We start from the raw sequence: 16706 nt of genomic DNA on the forward strand, positions 1-16706 counted from the left end.
TGATGAAAGGCTTTCGCTGGTGTGTATTCGCCGTGTTGATGCTGGCGGCAACGAATCTACGCGCCGCCTGTAGCTGGCCTGCCTGGGAACAGTTTAAACAGGACTACATCAGCGAAAGCGGGCGCGTTATCGATCCCAGTGACGCGCGAAAAATTACCACCTCTGAAGGGCAAAGCTACGCGCTGTTCTTTGCCCTGGCAGCAAACGATCGTAAAGCGTTCGATTTGCTGCTGGCGTGGACGCGCGATAATCTCGCCGGGGGCGATTTAGCGACCAACCTGCCTGCCTGGCTGTGGGGGCAAAAGGACAAAGAGACCTGGGCGGTTATCGACCCAAACTCCGCGTCCGATGCCGATATCTGGATTGCCTGGTCGCTGCTGGAAGCAGGGCGGCTGTGGAAAAATCAGGACTACACCCGCACAGGCAAGGGGCTGCTTAAACGCATCGTCAGCGAGGAAGTGGTGAAAGTGCCGGGTCTGGGCTTCATGCTGCTGCCGGGTAAAACCGGATTTGCCGAAGAGAACGCCTGGCGCTTTAACCCCAGCTACCTCCCGCCACAGCTCGCGAACTATTTCACCCGATTTGGTACGCCGTGGACCACGCTTCGTGAAACCAATCTGCGTTTATTGCTGGAGACGGCACCGAAAGGCTTCTCCCCGAACTGGGTGCAGTACCAGAAAAACAGAGGCTGGCAGCTCGGTCAGGATAAATCGCTGGTGGGCAGCTACGACGCCATCCGCGTTTATCTCTGGGTGGGCATGATGAATGATAAAGATCCGCAGAAGGCTCGGCTGCTGGCACGCTTTAAGCCAATGGCAACGGTGACGGCAAAGCAGGGTGTACCGCCCGAGAAAGTAGACGTGGCAACCGGAAAATGGACGGATAAAGGCCCGGTCGGTTTTTCTGCCTCTCTGCTCCCTTTTTTACAGAATCGGGACGCGCAGGCAGCGCAACGACAGCGCGTCGCCGATCGTTTTCCTGATAATAATGCCTATTACAGCTATGTACTGACCCTCTTTGGGCAAGGGTGGGATCAGCATCGTTTTCGCTTCACCACACAGGGTGAATTAATACCGGATTGGGGCCAGGAATGCGCAAGTTCACAATAAATCTACTCAGTTTATCGCTTGGCCTGGCACTGATGCCAATGGCCGGGGCCGCCAATTACCCCCAGCAGCAACAGTTGCTGGAGCAGGTTCGTCTGGGCGAATCGACGCAGCGTGAGGATTTGGTTCGCCAGTCGCTTTACCGCCTGGAGCTGATCGACCCGAATAACCCGGACGTGATTGCCGCACGTTTCCGTTATCTCTTACGTCAGGGAGATAACGCGGGCGCGCAAAAAGAGCTGGACCGCCTGAAAGGCATGGCGCCGAGCTCCAGCGCATACAAAACGTCCCGCAACACGATGCTGCTCTCCACGCCGGATGGCCGCCAGGCCTTGCAGCAGGCTCGCCTGTTGGCGACGACAGGTCATACGCAGGAAGCCATTGCCGCCTATGACAAACTGTTTGCTGGCGATCCGCCGGATGGCGACCTGGCAGCAGAATACTGGACGCTTGTAGCCAAAGAGCCCGCCAGACGGAATGCCGCCATTAATCAGCTGAAGAAGATAAATGCCAGTAATCCGGGCAATACGCAGCAGCAGGCTGCGCTGGCGCAACTCCTGTTCCAGAGCGGACGCCGCGATGAAGGTTTTGCGGTGTTGCAGTCGATGGCGAAATCCAACAATGGCCGCAATCAGGCATCTGATATGTGGTATCAGCAAATTAAAGATCAGCCTGCCAGCAGTGCCAGCGTCAGCGCGCTGCAGAAATACCTCACGGTGTTTAGCGATGGCGACAACGTGACGGCGGCGCGAGCACAGCTTGACGCACAGCAAAAACAACTTGCCGACCCAACGTTCCGCGCCAAAGCCGAAGGGCTAGCCGCAGTGGATGCCGGGCAGGGCGGTAAAGCGGTGGCAGAACTGCAAAAAGCGGTCAGCGCTAACCATGCCGACAGCGAAGCCGTGGGCGCGCTGGGCCAGGCCTATTCACAAAAAGGTGACCGCGCTCGCGCGGTGGCGCAGTTTGAAAAGGCAATCGCCCTCGATCCGCAGAGCGATAATCGGGGCAAGTGGGACAGCCTGCTGAAGGTCAACCGCTACTGGCTGCTGATCCAGCAGGGTGATGCTGCGCTGAAAGCTAACAATACAGCCCAGGCGGAGCGCTATTTCCAGCAGGCGCGCAATATCGATAATACCGACAGCTATGCGGTGTTGGGGCTGGGCGATGTCGCTGCCGCGCGCAAAGATAACGACGCCGCCGAGCGGTATTACCGTCAGGCGCTGCGCATGGACAGCGGCAACAGTAATGCGGTGCGCGGCCTCGCCAATGTGTATCGCGCGCAGTCGCCGGAGAAGGCGACACAGTTTATTCAGTCACTCTCGGCCAGCCAGCGTCGCAGCATAGATGATATTGAACGTAGCCTGACCAACGAACAGCTCTCCGCGCAGGCAGAGCAGCTGGAAAACCAGGGGCAATACGCCCAGGCCGCAGAAATTCAGCGTCGTCGCCTTGCGCTCTCGCCGGGAGACGTATGGATCACCTACCGTCTGTCGCGGGATCTCTACAGCGCGGGTCAGCGCAGTCAGGCGGATACTCTCATGCGCCAGCTGGCAAGCCAGAAGCCGGGCGATCCGGATCAGGTCTACGCCAACGGGCTGTATCTCTCGGGGAACGATCAGGATCGCGCCGCGCTGGCGCATCTGGATACCCTGCCGCGCGACAAGTGGAACGGCAATATTCAGGAGCTGGCTGACCGACTGCAGAGCAATCAGGTGCTGGAAACCGCTAACCGCCTGCGTGACAGCGGGAAAGCGCAGGAGGCTGAAGACCTGCTTCGTCAGCAGCCAGCATCCACACGTATCGATTTAACGCTGGCAGACTGGGCAGAACAGCGTGGCGATCATAACGCCGCGAAAGCGGCCTACAGCACCGTGCTCCAGCGTGAGCCGCAAAACGAAGATGCGCTCCTCGGACTGACCGAAGTTTATATCGCGCAAGGTGATAAAGACGCGGCGCGTGCCGAGCTGGCAAAACTGCCTGCCGCGCAAAATGGTCAACCGCCGTCGCTTAATATGCAACGTCGGATCGCCATGGCGCAGGCTGGCCTGGGCGATTCTGCCGCCGCAGAGCAAACCTTTAGCAAGATTATCCCTCAGGCCAAATCGCAGCCCGCATCGATGGACAATGCGCTGGTGCTGCGTGATGCGGCACGATTCCAGGCCCAGAACGGCCAGCCGCAGCAGGCACTGGAAACCTATAAAGACGCGATGGTGTCGTCCGGCATCACGTCAACGCGCCCGGCGGATAACGACAGCTTCACCCGCCTGACGCGAAATGATGAAAAAGACGACTGGCTGAAGCGCGGCGTGCGCAGCGACGCCGGTGATTTGTATCGCCAGCAGGATGTGAACGTCACGCTGCAACACGACTACTGGGGCTCCAGCGGCACCGGTGGCTATTCCGACCTGAAAGCGCATACCACGATGCTGCAGGTCGACGCGCCATTGTCAGATGGACGCATGTTCTTCCGAAGCGATCTGGTTAATATGGACGCTGGCTCGTTTGCCACCAATAACGGCACCTACGATCCGAAATGGGGTACCTGTGCCGAAACGCCATGTAGCGGCAACACGAACCAGTCAGCGAACGGTGCTAGCGTGGCTGTGGGCTGGCAGAATAAAACCTGGGCGTGGGATCTGGGTACGACGCCAATGGGCTTCGACGTGGTGGATGTGGTCGGTGGCGTGAGCTACAGCAATGACCTGGGGCCGATTGGCTACACCCTGAACGCCCATCGTCGTCCTATCTCCAGTTCTGTGCTGGCCTTCGCCGGGCAAAAAGATACCAATACCAACACCACCTGGGGCGGCGTCCGTTCGACCGGCGGCGGTGTGAGCGTAAGCTATGACAAAGGCGAGGCGAACGGTATCTGGTCGAGCCTGAACATGGACAGCCTGACCGGTAAAAATGTGGAAGATAACTGGCGCATCCGCTGGATGACCGGCTATTACTACAAGCTGATCAACGAGAACAACGAGCGTCTGACGGTCGGTGTCTCTAACATGCTTTGGCATTACGACAAAGATCTCAGTGGCTACACGCTGGGACAAGGTGGCTACTATAGCCCGCAGGAGTATGTTTCGTTTGCGTTGCCCGTCACCTGGCGTAAGCGTACTGAGAACTGGTCATGGGAGCTGGGCGGTTCGGTCTCCTGGTCGCATTCGAAGACGAAAGATGAGTTGCGTTATCCGAAACAGGGTCTGATCCCAACCGATGAGCCTGGCCGCTATACCGACAGAGGCGAAATGGAAACCGGTAGCAGCTCCTCCGGTACAGGTTATACCGCGAGGGCGATTATCGAGCGCCGCGTGACCTCCAACTGGTTTGTCGGTCTGGGCGTGGATATTCAGGAAGCAAAAGACTATACCCCGAGCCATGCGCTGCTCTACGTGCGTTATTCTGCTGCAGGCTGGCAGGGCGATATGGACCTGCCGCCAGAGCCGCTGGTCCCTTACGCCGACTGGTAATCGGATTTAACTTAATCCAATTGTAAGTCTCTCTTAAAAGTGCAGCAATCGGGTATACTCAGGCGCACCAGGTTCACTCCCTGGTGCGCCCTGCGCTTCGAGTTCTGTGGAGAGTCATTTTGCGTGTTAGCCGTTCTTTAACGATCAAACAGATGGCGATGGTTTCAGCCGTCACGATGCTGTTTGTCTTTCTCTTCAGCGTTATTTTGCTGTTTCATGCCGTACAGCAGAATCGCTACAACACGGCTTCGCAACTCGAAAGTATTGCCCGTGAGGTGCGTGAGCCGCTGTCGGCCGCGATCCTGAAAGGGGACATTCCCGACGCGGAAACCATTTTAAAACGCATCCAGCCTGCGGGTATTGTCAGCCGCGCGGATGTCGTTCTGCCTAATCAGTTTCAGGCGTTACGGATGCGCTTCATTCCTGAACGCCCCGTCCCGGTCATGGTCATGCGCATGTTTGAGCTACCGGTGCAAATTTCCCTGCCCATCTATTCACTGGAACGTCCGGCCAACCCTCAGCCGTTAGCCTACCTTGTCCTTCAGTCAGACTCCTATCGCATGTATAAGTTTGTCATGAGCTGGGTTGCTACGTTAGTGACTGCTTACTTACTTTTGACGCTTATTTTGAGCGTCGCGCTCACCTGGTGTATTAACCGTTTGATTGTGCATCCGTTGCGCCGCATCGCCAGAGAGCTGAACGACCTACCGCCGCAGGAGCAGATAGGCCACCAGATTGCGCTGCCGCGTCTGCATCATGACGATGAAATCGGCATGCTGGTGCGCAGCTACAACATCAATCAGCAGCGCATTATGCGCCAGCAGGATGAACTCAATATCAGTGCCACCCGTTTCCCGGTGTCCGATTTGCCAAATAAAGCCTTCCTGATGGCGATGCTGGAGCAGACGGTTGCCCGCCAACAGACCACCGCGCTGATGGTGGTCGCCTGCGAAACCTTGCAGGATACGGCGGGCGTGCTCAAGGAGAGCCAGCGTGAAATGCTGCTCCTGACGCTGGTGGAAAAGGTGAAATCGGTGCTTGCCCCGCGCATGGTGCTGACTCAGGTTAGCGGCTATGACCTGGTGATCATCGCGCATGGGGTGAAAGAGCCGTGGCACGCTATTACGCTAGGTCAGCAAGTGCTCACTGTCATTAATGAGCGGTTACCGATTCAGGGGATCCAGCTTCGTCCGAGCGCCAGTATCGGGATTGCGATGTTCTACGGCGACCTGACGGCAGAGCAGCTTTACCGTCGCGCATTCTCGGCGGCCTTCACCGCGCGACGCAAAGGGAAGAATCAGATCCAGTTCTTCGACCCGGAGCAGATGGAAAAGGCGCAGCAGCGTCTGACCGAAGAGAGCGACATACTGACCGCGCTGGACAACCGCCAGTTTGCCATCTGGCTGCAGCCGCAGGTCAATTTGCTAACAGGTGAAGTGAACAGTGCCGAAGCGTTGCTGCGTATGCAGCAGCCGGATGGCTCGTGGGAGCTGCCTGAGGGGCTGATTGACCGGATTGAATCCTGTGGCCTGATGGTCAGCGTGGGGTACTGGGTGCTGGAAGAGTCCTGCCGCCAGCTTGCGGCCTGGCAGGAGCGGGGCATCACCCTGCCGCTGTCGGTAAACCTCTCCGCCTTACAGCTGATGCACCCGACCATGGTGTCGGAGCTGCTGGAGCTGATCCACCGCTATCGCATCCAGCCGGACACGCTGATTCTGGAAGTGACGGAGAGCCGTCGTATTGACGACCCGAACGAAGCCGTGGCGATCCTGAAACCGCTGCGTAACGCGGGTGTTCGCATCGCGCTGGACGATTTCGGTATGGGCTACGCCGGACTGCGGCAGCTTCAGCATATGAAAACGCTGCCGGTCGACGTGCTGAAAATCGACAAAACCTTTGTCGATGGGCTACCGGAAGACAGCAGTATGGTCGAGGCCATTATCCAGATGGCGCGCAGTCTCAACCTGCATGTGATTGCTGAAGGTATCGAAAATGAAGACCAGCGAGACTGGCTGGCTAAAGCGGGTGTGGAGGGCGGTCAGGGCTTCTTATTTGGCCGTGCCGTGCCATCGGATATCTTCGAAAAAAGCTACCTTGCCGACGTGGGCAATAACGCAAAAGTGTAATTTTGTTGCTGGCTTGTGCGAGCCAGCTCAAAGTTCTTAACATTTGTGTTTCAAATTTGAACCTGGTTTATTTCTGTCCTGTTATGCGGGTGTTATTTTAGAGCCGCAGGTTAACCATAACCTTAAAAAGCCTGTGGTTTTTCTTCCCAAGGACACCCTATGAAAACCTCAATCTTCAAAAGCCTTTACTTTCAGGTCCTGACAGCCATCGCAGTCGGTATTCTGCTTGGTCACTACTACCCTGAACTGGGCGCACAAATGAAGCCGCTTGGCGACGCATTCGTGAAGCTCATCAAAATGGTCATTGCCCCGGTCATCTTCTGTACGGTGGTAACGGGTATCGCTGGCATGGAAAGCATGAAGGCGGTCGGACGTACCGGCGCAGTAGCGCTTCTCTATTTCGAAGTGGTCAGTACGCTTGCCCTGATTATCGGCCTGATCATTGTTAACGTCGTTCAGCCTGGGGCGGGTATGAACGTTGACCCGGCCACGCTCGATGCGAAGGCGGTAGCCGTTTACGCCGAGCAAGCGAAAGATCAGGGGGTTATCGCCTTCCTGCTCGACGTGATTCCGAGCAGCGTTATCGGCGCATTCGCCAGTGGCAATATCCTGCAGGTGCTGCTGTTTGCCGTGATGTTTGGCTTTGCCCTGCACCGTTTGGGCAGCAAAGGCCAGCTCATCTTCAACGTCATTGAAAGCTTCTCGCAGGTCATCTTCGGCATCATCAACATGATCATGCGTCTGGCCCCGATCGGTGCCTTCGGCGCGATGGCGTTTACCATCGGTAAATACGGCGTCGGCACGCTGGTACAGCTGGGTCAGCTGATTATCTGCTTCTACATTACCTGTATTCTGTTTGTGGTGGTGGTGCTGGGCTCAATCGCCCGTGCGGCGGGGTTCAGCATCTTCAAGTTCATCCGCTACATCCGCGAAGAGTTACTGATTGTTCTGGGCACCTCGTCCTCTGAGTCGGCGCTGCCGCGTATGCTCGATAAGATGGAAAAACTGGGCTGCCGGAAGTCGGTGGTGGGGCTGGTGATCCCGACGGGCTACTCCTTTAACCTGGACGGCACCTCGATATACCTGACGATGGCCGCGGTGTTTATCGCCCAGGCGACCAACAGCCATATGGATATCTTCCATCAAATCACCCTGCTGGTGGTGCTCCTGCTCTCCTCGAAAGGGGCGGCGGGTGTTACCGGAAGTGGGTTCATTGTGCTGGCGGCGACCATTTCAGCGGTGGGACACCTGCCGGTGGCTGGCCTGGCGCTGATCCTGGGTATTGACCGCTTTATGTCTGAAGCGCGCGCCTTAACCAACCTGGTGGGTAACGGTGTGGCTACGGTGGTGGTGGCGAAATGGGTGAAAGAGCTGGATCACAAAAAGCTCACCGATACGTTAAATAATCGCCCAACTGACAGCAAATCAGCAGGTTTATCCTCTTAATCACGTCATAATTGCCCGCATTCCCTTGTCGGGATGCGGGCTCCTGCGCATAATAATGCTTCATACCTGTCATACTTCGACAAGATTTTTTTTGGGTATATTTCACTTCCCTCCGTGACGTTTGGCTTAACACGCGGTCTAATCGGAGTGTTTTCATCGTCATCTTTAGAGTGCTCACGTCGCGAGACACTCTTTTTAACCAGGAATGTTGATCAGGGGTTCACATGCAGGGCACAAAAATTCGACTCTTAACCGGCGGTTTGCTGATGATGGCAGCAGCCAGTTATGTGCAGGCAGATGCGCTCCAGCCAGACCCGGCCTGGCAACAAGGGACCCTGGCGAATGGTTTTCAGTGGCAGTTGTTAGCGACTCCGCAGCGTCCCAGCGATCGTATTGAAATTCGTTTGTCAGTGAATACCGGTTCCCTCACTGAAAGCACCCAGCAGACTGGCTTCAGCCACTTTATTCCTCGACTGGCGCTCACCCAGAGCGGCAGTTTGCAGGCGGTACAGGTGCGTTCGCTCTGGCAACAGGCCATCGACCCGAAACGTCCTCTGCCCCCTGCGGTTGTGTCATACGACTACACCATGTTCAACCTGAGTCTGCCAAATAACCGTAACGACCTGCTGAAAGAGGCGCTGACCTATCTCTCCGACGCCACCGGTAACCTGTCGGTGACGCCGGAAACCGTCAACTATGCGCTGAGTAACAGTGACATGGTGGCGACCTGGCCTGTCGATACCAAAGAGGGTTGGTGGCGCTACCGCCTGAAAGGGTCAACGCTGCTCGGTCACGATCCGGCAGAGCCGCTGAAGCAGCCTGTGGATGCCGAGCAGGTCAAATCGTTCTACCAGAAATGGTACACCCCGGATGCGATGACCCTGATCGTGGTCGGCAATGTGGATAGCCGTGCGGTCGTCGAGCAAATCAACAAAGTATTTGGTGAGCTTAAAGGCAAGCGTGAAACGCCTGCGCCCGTACCGACCCTTTCGCCGCTGCGTCCTGAATCTGTCAGCATCATGACGGACACCGTGCGTCAGGATCGTCTCTCTATGATGTGGGACACCGCCTGGCAGCCTATTCGCGAATCCGCCGCGCTGCTGCGCTACTGGCGTGCAGACCTGGCGCGTGAAGCGCTGTTCTGGCACGTTCAGCAAACGCTCAGTAAAAACAACGTGAAGAATATTGGTCTGGGCTTTGACTGCCGCGTGTTGTTCCAGCGTGCGCAGTGCGCCATTAACGTTGAATCGCCGGGCGATAAGCTGAATACGAACCTGGGAGTGGTGGCGAAAGAGCTGGCAAAAGTGCGTAAAGAGGGGCTCTCTGAAGAGGAGTTCAACGCGCTGGTCGCGCAGAAATCACTTGAGCTGCAGAAACTGTTTGCCACCTATGCTCGCGCCGATACCGATATCCTGATCAGCCAGCGTATTCGCTCACTGCAAAACCAGGTGGTCGATATCGCGCCGGAGCAGTATCAAAAGCTACGCCAGGATTTCCTCAGCGGTCTGACCGTAGATATGTTAAATCAGGATTTGCGTCAGCAGCTATCGCAGGATATGGCGTTGATTCTGCTGCAGCCGCAAGGCGAGCCGGAATATAACATGAAGGAACTGAAAGCGACCTGGGATGCGATCATGGCGCCTGAAGCGCAGCCTGCACAGGCTGCATCGGCGGATGATTTGCACCAGGATGCGAGCGATATTCCGCAGGGTCAGTAAGACCCCGGTTCTTGGTTCCCTCTCCCTGTGGGAGAGGGTTAGGGTGAGGGCATCAGCCCGCACCTTATTTAAACAGGCATTGCCTCACGTGGAATAATCGCCCCGCGATACTGAATCACGGTACTCGCCGTTAGGTGACCACGCTGTGCCGCCGCTTCAGGTGTCCCGCCCGTCAGGCGTACCGCCAGATACCCCGCGCTGAAAGAATCTCCCGCCGCCGTCGTATCAATCACTTTCTCTTTCGCCAGTTTCACCGCAGGTACCTCAACCACCGCTTCGCCCGCGATGGCCACCAGGCATGAATCCGCACCGCGTTTAACCACCACTTCGCTCACGCCAGCAGCCTGAGTGCGTGAGATAACCTCATCCACGGGCTTCTCACCCCACAGGGCGTCTTCATCATCCAGAGTCAGGAATGCGATGTCGGTGCATTCCAGCATTTGCTGATAAACCTGCTGCGTCTCTTCGCGGCTGGCCCACAGGCGAGGGCGATAGTTATTATCGAAGATCACCTTGCCGCCGTTGGCGCGGCATTCGCGCAGCAGAGACAGCAGCTTTTCCCGGCTTTCCGGGCTCAGGATCGCCAGGCTGATCCCGCTCAGATAGAGGTAGTCAAAGGTGGCCAGCTCTTCGCAAATGGCGGCGGCGGCATCGCTTTCCAGCCAGAATTTGGCGGCGGCTTCGTTACGCCAGTAGTAGAAGGTGCGCTCGCCGGTGCTGTCAGTTTCGATGTAGTACAGACCCGGCAGGCGGTTTTCCATACGCTGGATAAGGGTGGTGTGAACATTCTCGCTCTGCCAGGACGCCAGCATCTGCTCGCTGAAGCTGTCCGTCCCAAGCGCAGTAACGTAGTTCACGCTCAGTGCGTCAGGAGCAACCTGACGGGCAATATAAACAGATGTGTTTAATGTATCGCCACCAAAACCGCGGCTGACTTCCTCGCCTTTTTGGGACAGCTCAATCATGCATTCGCCAATCACGGCAATTTTTTTGGACATAGTCGTGAACCTGAACAGAGTAATTTACGGTAGTGTGCGTTGAGTGAATTTTGTGGTCAACCATATTAAAACGACGTTCCAATATTTTTTTTGAGCCAGCGCGTGTTCCTGCAAATTTCTGTCATCTTAATTTCATTTTCCCGGCTAATTGAACATAAAGTTCTCAATTAGCGCGCCGATAACCCAGTGACGAGTCCAAAAAGGTCATCCCATACAACAGGACATCTGAAATGAAGTCAGAGCAGGTTATCCAGCGGCTGAACACTACGCCAGAGGCAAGTATTGAGAACTTGCAGGAGCATCGCTACTGGCTGCAATGTGATCGAGCGTACACCTATCAACCCATCTATCGCACCGATGGTCGGCTGATGGCGATTGAGATTTTAACGGTCGTTACACACCCATCGAATCCTTCACAGCGCATTGCGCCTGACCGCTATTTTGCGGAGGTGGCGGTTCGCCAGCGCCTGGACGTGCTGGAAGAACAACTCCGGATGCTGGCAACGAAGCAGGCATTTTTCGCCCGGCACGATATCCTTGCGTCGGTCAATGTAGACGGTCCAACTCTGCTGGCATTGCGCCAGAACGAGAAATTACAGGCGCTGATTGCCTCCCTGCCCTGGATGCGTTTTGAACTGGTGGAGCATGTCCGCCTGCCGCAGGACTCCTCATTTGCCTCCATGTGCGAGTTTGGCCCGCTGTGGCTGGATGACTTCGGCACCGGCATGGCGAACTTCTCGGCCCTTAGCGAAGTGCGTTACGACTACATCAAAGTGGCCCGCGACCTCTTTATCATGCTGCGCCAGACGCAGGAAGGTCGAAACCTGTTCACGCTGCTGCTGCAGCTGATGAATCGCTACTGCCAGGGCGTGATTGTTGAAGGCGTTGAAACGCTGGAAGAGTGGCGTGATGTGCAAAACTCTCCTGCCGCCGCTGCGCAGGGCTACTTCCTCTCTCGTCCGGTGCCGATGGATACGCTCGAAACGGTGATAACAACGCTCTGAACTGCCCGCTTCCCTTTGTCTGGACTATAGTTTTACAGGACAGGTCATCAGGAAAGGGGACAAAAATGACAAAGACAACCAGGGTTATCGCCTGGATCTCAGGGATTTTCTTGTTGTTGATCGCGGTCACCTTCATCATTATTGCGACATTCGACTGGAACCGTCTTAAGCCGACCATCAACCAGAAAGTCTCAACTGAGCTGAACCGACCCTTTGCCATACGCGGCGATCTGGGTGTGGTATGGGAACGGCAGAAAGAGGAGACCGGCTGGCGAAGCTGGGTGCCCTGGCCGCACGTTCACGCCGATGACATTATTCTTGGCAACCCGCCGGACATCCCTGACGTGACAATGGTTCACCTGCCGCGCGTTGAAGCCACGCTGGCACCGCTCGCGCTGCTGACCAAAACGGTTTACCTGCCGTGGATCAAACTCCAGCAGCCCGACGCACGCCTGATCCGCCTTTCTGAAAAGAACAACAATTGGACGTTTAACCTTGCCAGCGACGGCGAGAAAGATCCCAATGCGCAGCCCTCTTCGTGGTCATTCCGCCTTGATAACATTCTTTTCGATCGCGGGCGGATCGCCATTGACGATAAGGTCAGCAAAGCAGACGTGGAGATCCTGGTCGATCCGCTCGGCAAGCCACTGCCGTTTAGCGAAGTCACGGGCAGCAAGGCCAAAGGCGACAGCGCAAAAGCGGGCGATTACGTTTTCGGTCTGACGGCAAAAGGGCGCTATAACGACCAGCCGCTGACCGGGAAAGGGAAGATTGGCGGCATGCTGGCGCTCAGGAGCGAGGGCACACCGTTCCCGGTGCAGGCGGATTTCCGTTCCGGTAACACCCGCGTGGCGTTCGTGGGCACGGTTAACGACCCGATGAACATGGGCGGTGTTGACCTGCAGCTGAAGTTTGCCGGTGATTCGCTGGGTGAGCTGTATGAACTGACCGGCGTGCTGCTGCCGGATACCCCACCGTTTGAAACGGACGGACATCTGGTGGCAAAAATCGACACCGAGAAATCGTCGGTCTTTGACTACAGGGATTTCAACGGCCGCATTGGCGACAGCGATATTCACGGCTCGCTGACCTACACCACCGGCAAACCGCGTCCGAAACTGGAAGGTGACGTCGAGTCCCGTCAGCTGCGTCTGGCCGATCTCGGCCCGCTGATTGGCGTGGATTCCGGCAAAGGCACCAAATCAAAAGAGGTGAAAAAGGACATCCAGCCTGCGGGAAAAGTACTGCCTTACGATCGCTTTGAGACCGATAAGTGGGACGTGATGGATGCGGACGTCCGCTTCAAAGGGCGCAAAATTGAGCATGGCAGCACGCTGCCGTTGAGCGATCTCTCGACGCATATCATCCTGAAAAACGCCGATCTGCGCCTGCAGCCGCTCAAGTTTGGCATGGCGGGCGGGACGATTTCCTCGAACATTCATCTGGAAGGCGACAAAAAGCCGATGCAGGGACGGGCAGAGATTCAGGCGCGCAGGCTTAAGCTAAAAGAGCTGATGCCTGACGTCGAACTGATGCAGAAAACCCTCGGTGAGATGAACGGCGATGCCGACATTCGCGGCGTGGGCAACTCCGTGGCGGCGCTGCTGGGCAGCGGTAATGGTAACCTGAAACTGCTGATGAACGACGGGCTGATCAGCCGCAACCTGATGGAAATTCTGGGGCTTAACGTCGGTAACTTTATCATCGGCCAGATTTTCGGCGACGATGAAGTCCGCGTGAACTGTGCGGCGGCAAACGTGGATCTGGTCAACGGCGTGGCGCACCCGCAGATCTTCGCCTTCGATACGGAGAATGCGGTGATCAACGTGACCGGGACGGCCAGTATGGCCTCTGAGCAACTTGATCTCACCATCGACCCGGAAAGTAAGGGGATACGTATCATCACCCTGCGCTCGCCGCTCTACGTGCGCGGCACCTTCAAAAATCCGCAGGCGGGCGTGAAGCCCGGGCCGCTGATTGCGCGCGGTGCGGTAGCGGCAGCGCTTGCCACGCTGGTGACGCCCGCTGCGGCGCTGCTGGCGCTGATTTCGCCGTCAGAAGGGGATGCCAATCAGTGCCGGAACATTTTGGCGCAGATGAAGAAGTAAGGTGCAGCCTGTTTTTGCCGGGTGGCGCTGCGCTTACCCGGCCTACATTTGAATCGTAGGCCGGGTAAGGCGTAGCCGCCACCCGGCATAAGCTTACAGTGACTGGTTCTTAGTTTCGTGCGTCAGCAGCAGCGCAATCAGCGTCAGTGCTGCCATGGCCGCCAGATAGACGCCCACGTAGAACAGACCATAGTTCGCCTGCAGCCAGGTAGCGATATACGGCGCAACGGACGCGCCCAGAATAGAGGCAACGTTGTAGGAGAACGACGCGCCTGTATAACGCACTTCCGTCGGGAACAGCTCCGGCAGCAGCGCACCCATCGGGCCGAAGGTCAGGCCCATCAGGCTCAGGCCAATCAGCAGATACGCCATCACCAGTGCAGGGCTACCGGAACCCAACAGCGGCGGGAAGACGAACAGCGCGAACAGAATAATCAGCGTGGTGATCACAATCATGCTTGAGCGGCGACCAAACTTATCCGCCAGCAGACCCGCAATCGGCACCATCACGCCAAAGCCAATCACCGCCATCATCAGCATCCACAGCACTTCGTTACGCGGCAGACCCAGACCCACCGGCGCGGCGGCGGTGCTGTACGTCATTGAGTAGACGGTCATGATGTAAAACAGCGTATACGTCGCCAGCATGATAAAGGTGCCCAGCACGGTCACGCGGACGTGTTTGGTCAACAGCGTTCCCAGCGGGACTTTTACCTGTTTTTTCGCTGCCGCGACTTTGGCAAAGACCGGCGTTTCGTGCAGAGAGACGCGCACATACAGACCAATCAGCACCAGTACGGCAGAGAAGACAAACGGAATACGCCAGCCCCAGCTCATGAACTGTTCATCCGTCAGCAGCCAGGAGAGCAGCAGGAAGGTGCCGTTCGCGAAGAAGAAGCCAATCGGTGCGCCCAGTTGCGGAAATGAGCCATACAGCGCACGCTTGCGCGCCGGGGCGTTCTCGGTGGCCAGCAGCGCCGCGCCACCCCATTCACCGCCCAGGCCCAAACCCTGACCAAAACGCGCCAGCGCCAGCAGAACCGGTGCCAGAATGCCGATGGTCTCATAGGTTGGCAGCAGACCGATGGCCACGGTGGAGATCCCCATCGTCAGCAGCGATGCCACAAGCGTCACTTTGCGGCCAACGCGATCGCCAAAGTGACCAAAGACCGCTGAACCAATTGGACGCGCCACGAAGGCGATAGCAAAGGTTGCCAGAGACTGTAGCGTTGCCGCCGTCGGATCGCCCTGCGGGAAGAAAATATGCGGGAAGACGATAACCGCTGCGGTGGCATAAATATAAAAGTCGAAGAACTCAATGGCGGTGCCAATCAGCGATGCGACGACAACTTTGTTACGCGAGTTGACCGGAACGTTTTCCGCCCCTTCGTTAAGTGTTGTGGCTGTTGCTTGCATAATATTTTCTTATTTTTGGACGAACGAAAGGCCATATTACGCATAGCAAAAGCGACATTTCAATCTGTAACAAAGTCGCGAGGCGGTGATAAAAGCAACAAAAAGCGGATAATTTTCAGACCAGCGAAATACCTTCCATGAAATGCTTCACACTTTTCAAATATTAGTGATTAAAACTGGTTTTTGGTTAAATAAAAGTTACGGTCTGGATTTATATGCTGAAATGATTGGTCGGGCTGAAATATCAGCCCGACAGGGGGGCTTAGCGGTGGGTTTTTCCCGGCATGCGCGGGTCATCTTTATACTCGGCAGTGGCGATCCACGCCGCGCAGAACAACGTCAGGCGAGCGAAGAAGTAGAAGAACGCCATCAGCCCCAGTACGGAGCCAAACGCCGCGCCGGACGGGGATTTCACCAGCGACGGCAGGGTGTAGGTCATTACGATTTTGATCACCTCAAAGCCAATCGCCGCAATGAGCGTCCCGCGAATGAGCGCTTTCTTACGCGGACGATGGCGCGGCAGGCGCCAGAAGATCCAGAAGAACAGCAGGTAGTTGGCAAAGATGGAGATAGCCAGGCCAATCCCGCGCCATGCGGGCTTCAGCCATTCGATGTAATCAAGATAGAGCGCGGAGATGATCATCTGCTGCGCCGAACCTGCAACGGAAGTGATGGAAAGCGTCACGATCAGCGCCACGAGCAGACCAATCAGCGAGACAAAATCACGAAAATACTTAACCCAAATCTTCTCCTGATCCTGCGGCGTGCGCTCCCACACGTCGCGCGACTGGGCGCGAATGGCTTCACGCAGGTTGCCCATCCAGTTAATGCCGGAATAGAGGGCAATCAGTAAACCGACGATACCAACGGTAGTACGCTGCTGTACGGCGGTATTGATGGTGCTTTTCAGCGTGGAGGCGAGCGTTGGGTCGCTGACGTTAATCAGGATCTTATTGAAAATGTCCTGCAGCAGCGTCGGGTGTGACGCCAGCACAAAACCGGCGGCAGCAAACGACACCATCAGGATCGGGATCATCGATAAGAAAGAAAAGTAAGTAATGGCCGCCCCAAACTGATTCCCCATGCGGTCGTTAAACCGTTCCGTGGCGCGTATCAGGTGCGCAATCATGGGAAGCTGCTGGATCTTTTCTGCCATGCTGGTCACCGTGCCCAGCGCTTTGCTGGCTGTCCCAGGCGTTGCGGGCGCTTCAGGCTCGGTTTCCATCTTCTTGATGGGTTCATACTCTAAATGTTGAGTCGGTCGTTGCGGATTGTTTTCCGGCGTCACGCGCATTTTCCTTTTCGTTGAGCTGGATG

General features: G+C 56.5%; 10 protein-coding genes. 7 read left to right on the forward strand and 3 right to left on the reverse strand.

Features of this window, described 5'->3' with window-relative positions; translation table 11 throughout:
* Nucleotides 1–2: 2 nt before the first annotated feature.
* From bcsZ to AC2T6E_RS19930, 5 genes are all read left to right on the forward strand, one after another.
* Nucleotides 3–1109, forward strand: a complete 1107-nt coding sequence (gene bcsZ, locus AC2T6E_RS19910; protein WP_260663323.1) for a cellulose synthase complex periplasmic endoglucanase BcsZ — start codon at nucleotides 3–5, stop codon at nucleotides 1107–1109.
* Nucleotides 1091–4573: a cellulose synthase complex outer membrane protein BcsC gene (gene bcsC, locus AC2T6E_RS19915; RefSeq protein ID WP_460212973.1), complete on the forward strand. Its 3483-nt coding sequence runs from the start codon at nucleotides 1091–1093 to the stop codon at nucleotides 4571–4573. The genes bcsZ and bcsC overlap by 19 nt, the downstream gene beginning before the upstream one ends.
* A gap of 119 nt (nucleotides 4574–4692) precedes the next feature.
* On the forward strand, nucleotides 4693–6699 hold the full coding sequence (gene hmsP / locus AC2T6E_RS19920) for a biofilm formation regulator HmsP (RefSeq protein WP_214594975.1): 2007 nt from the start codon (nucleotides 4693–4695) through the stop codon (nucleotides 6697–6699).
* Nucleotides 6700–6858: 159 nt separating this feature from the next.
* Entirely contained in the window at nucleotides 6859–8145 is a 1287-nt protein-coding gene (locus AC2T6E_RS19925; protein WP_460212974.1) for a dicarboxylate/amino acid:cation symporter, read from the forward strand.
* Nucleotides 8146–8369: 224 nt separating this feature from the next.
* Complete coding sequence (locus AC2T6E_RS19930; protein WP_460212975.1) at nucleotides 8370–9863, forward strand: M16 family metallopeptidase; 1494 nt, start codon at nucleotides 8370–8372, stop codon at nucleotides 9861–9863.
* A 68-nt stretch (nucleotides 9864–9931) separates the two neighbouring features.
* Here the strand turns inward: AC2T6E_RS19930 and kdgK are convergent, their stop codons facing one another.
* Entirely contained in the window at nucleotides 9932–10861 is a 930-nt protein-coding gene (kdgK, locus tag AC2T6E_RS19935; protein ID WP_108417654.1) for a 2-dehydro-3-deoxygluconokinase, read from the reverse strand.
* Between the two features lie 230 nt (nucleotides 10862–11091).
* On the opposite strand from kdgK, the gene pdeH reads away from it, so the two are divergent.
* Together pdeH and AC2T6E_RS19945 are read left to right on the forward strand one after the other, a co-directional pair.
* Nucleotides 11092–11865, forward strand: coding sequence for a cyclic-guanylate-specific phosphodiesterase (gene pdeH / locus AC2T6E_RS19940; RefSeq protein WP_010426029.1), 774 nt, complete (start codon nucleotides 11092–11094; stop codon nucleotides 11863–11865).
* Nucleotides 11866–11930: 65 nt separating this feature from the next.
* Nucleotides 11931–13973 (forward strand): AsmA family protein, encoded by a 2043-nt coding sequence (locus tag AC2T6E_RS19945; RefSeq protein ID WP_486692985.1) that lies wholly within the window; start codon nucleotides 11931–11933, stop codon nucleotides 13971–13973.
* A gap of 93 nt (nucleotides 13974–14066) precedes the next feature.
* On the opposite strand, the gene AC2T6E_RS19950 is transcribed toward AC2T6E_RS19945, so the two are convergent.
* Nucleotides 14067–15389: an MFS transporter gene (locus AC2T6E_RS19950; RefSeq protein WP_211447904.1), complete on the reverse strand. Its 1323-nt coding sequence runs from the start codon at nucleotides 15387–15389 to the stop codon at nucleotides 14067–14069.
* Nucleotides 15390–15651: 262 nt separating this feature from the next.
* Nucleotides 15652–16677 (reverse strand): inner membrane protein YhjD, encoded by a 1026-nt coding sequence (yhjD, locus tag AC2T6E_RS19955; protein ID WP_089598703.1) that lies wholly within the window; start codon nucleotides 16675–16677, stop codon nucleotides 15652–15654.
* Nucleotides 16678–16706 lie beyond the last annotated feature (29 nt).

Source organism: Enterobacter sp. B79-1, assembly GCF_057444735.1.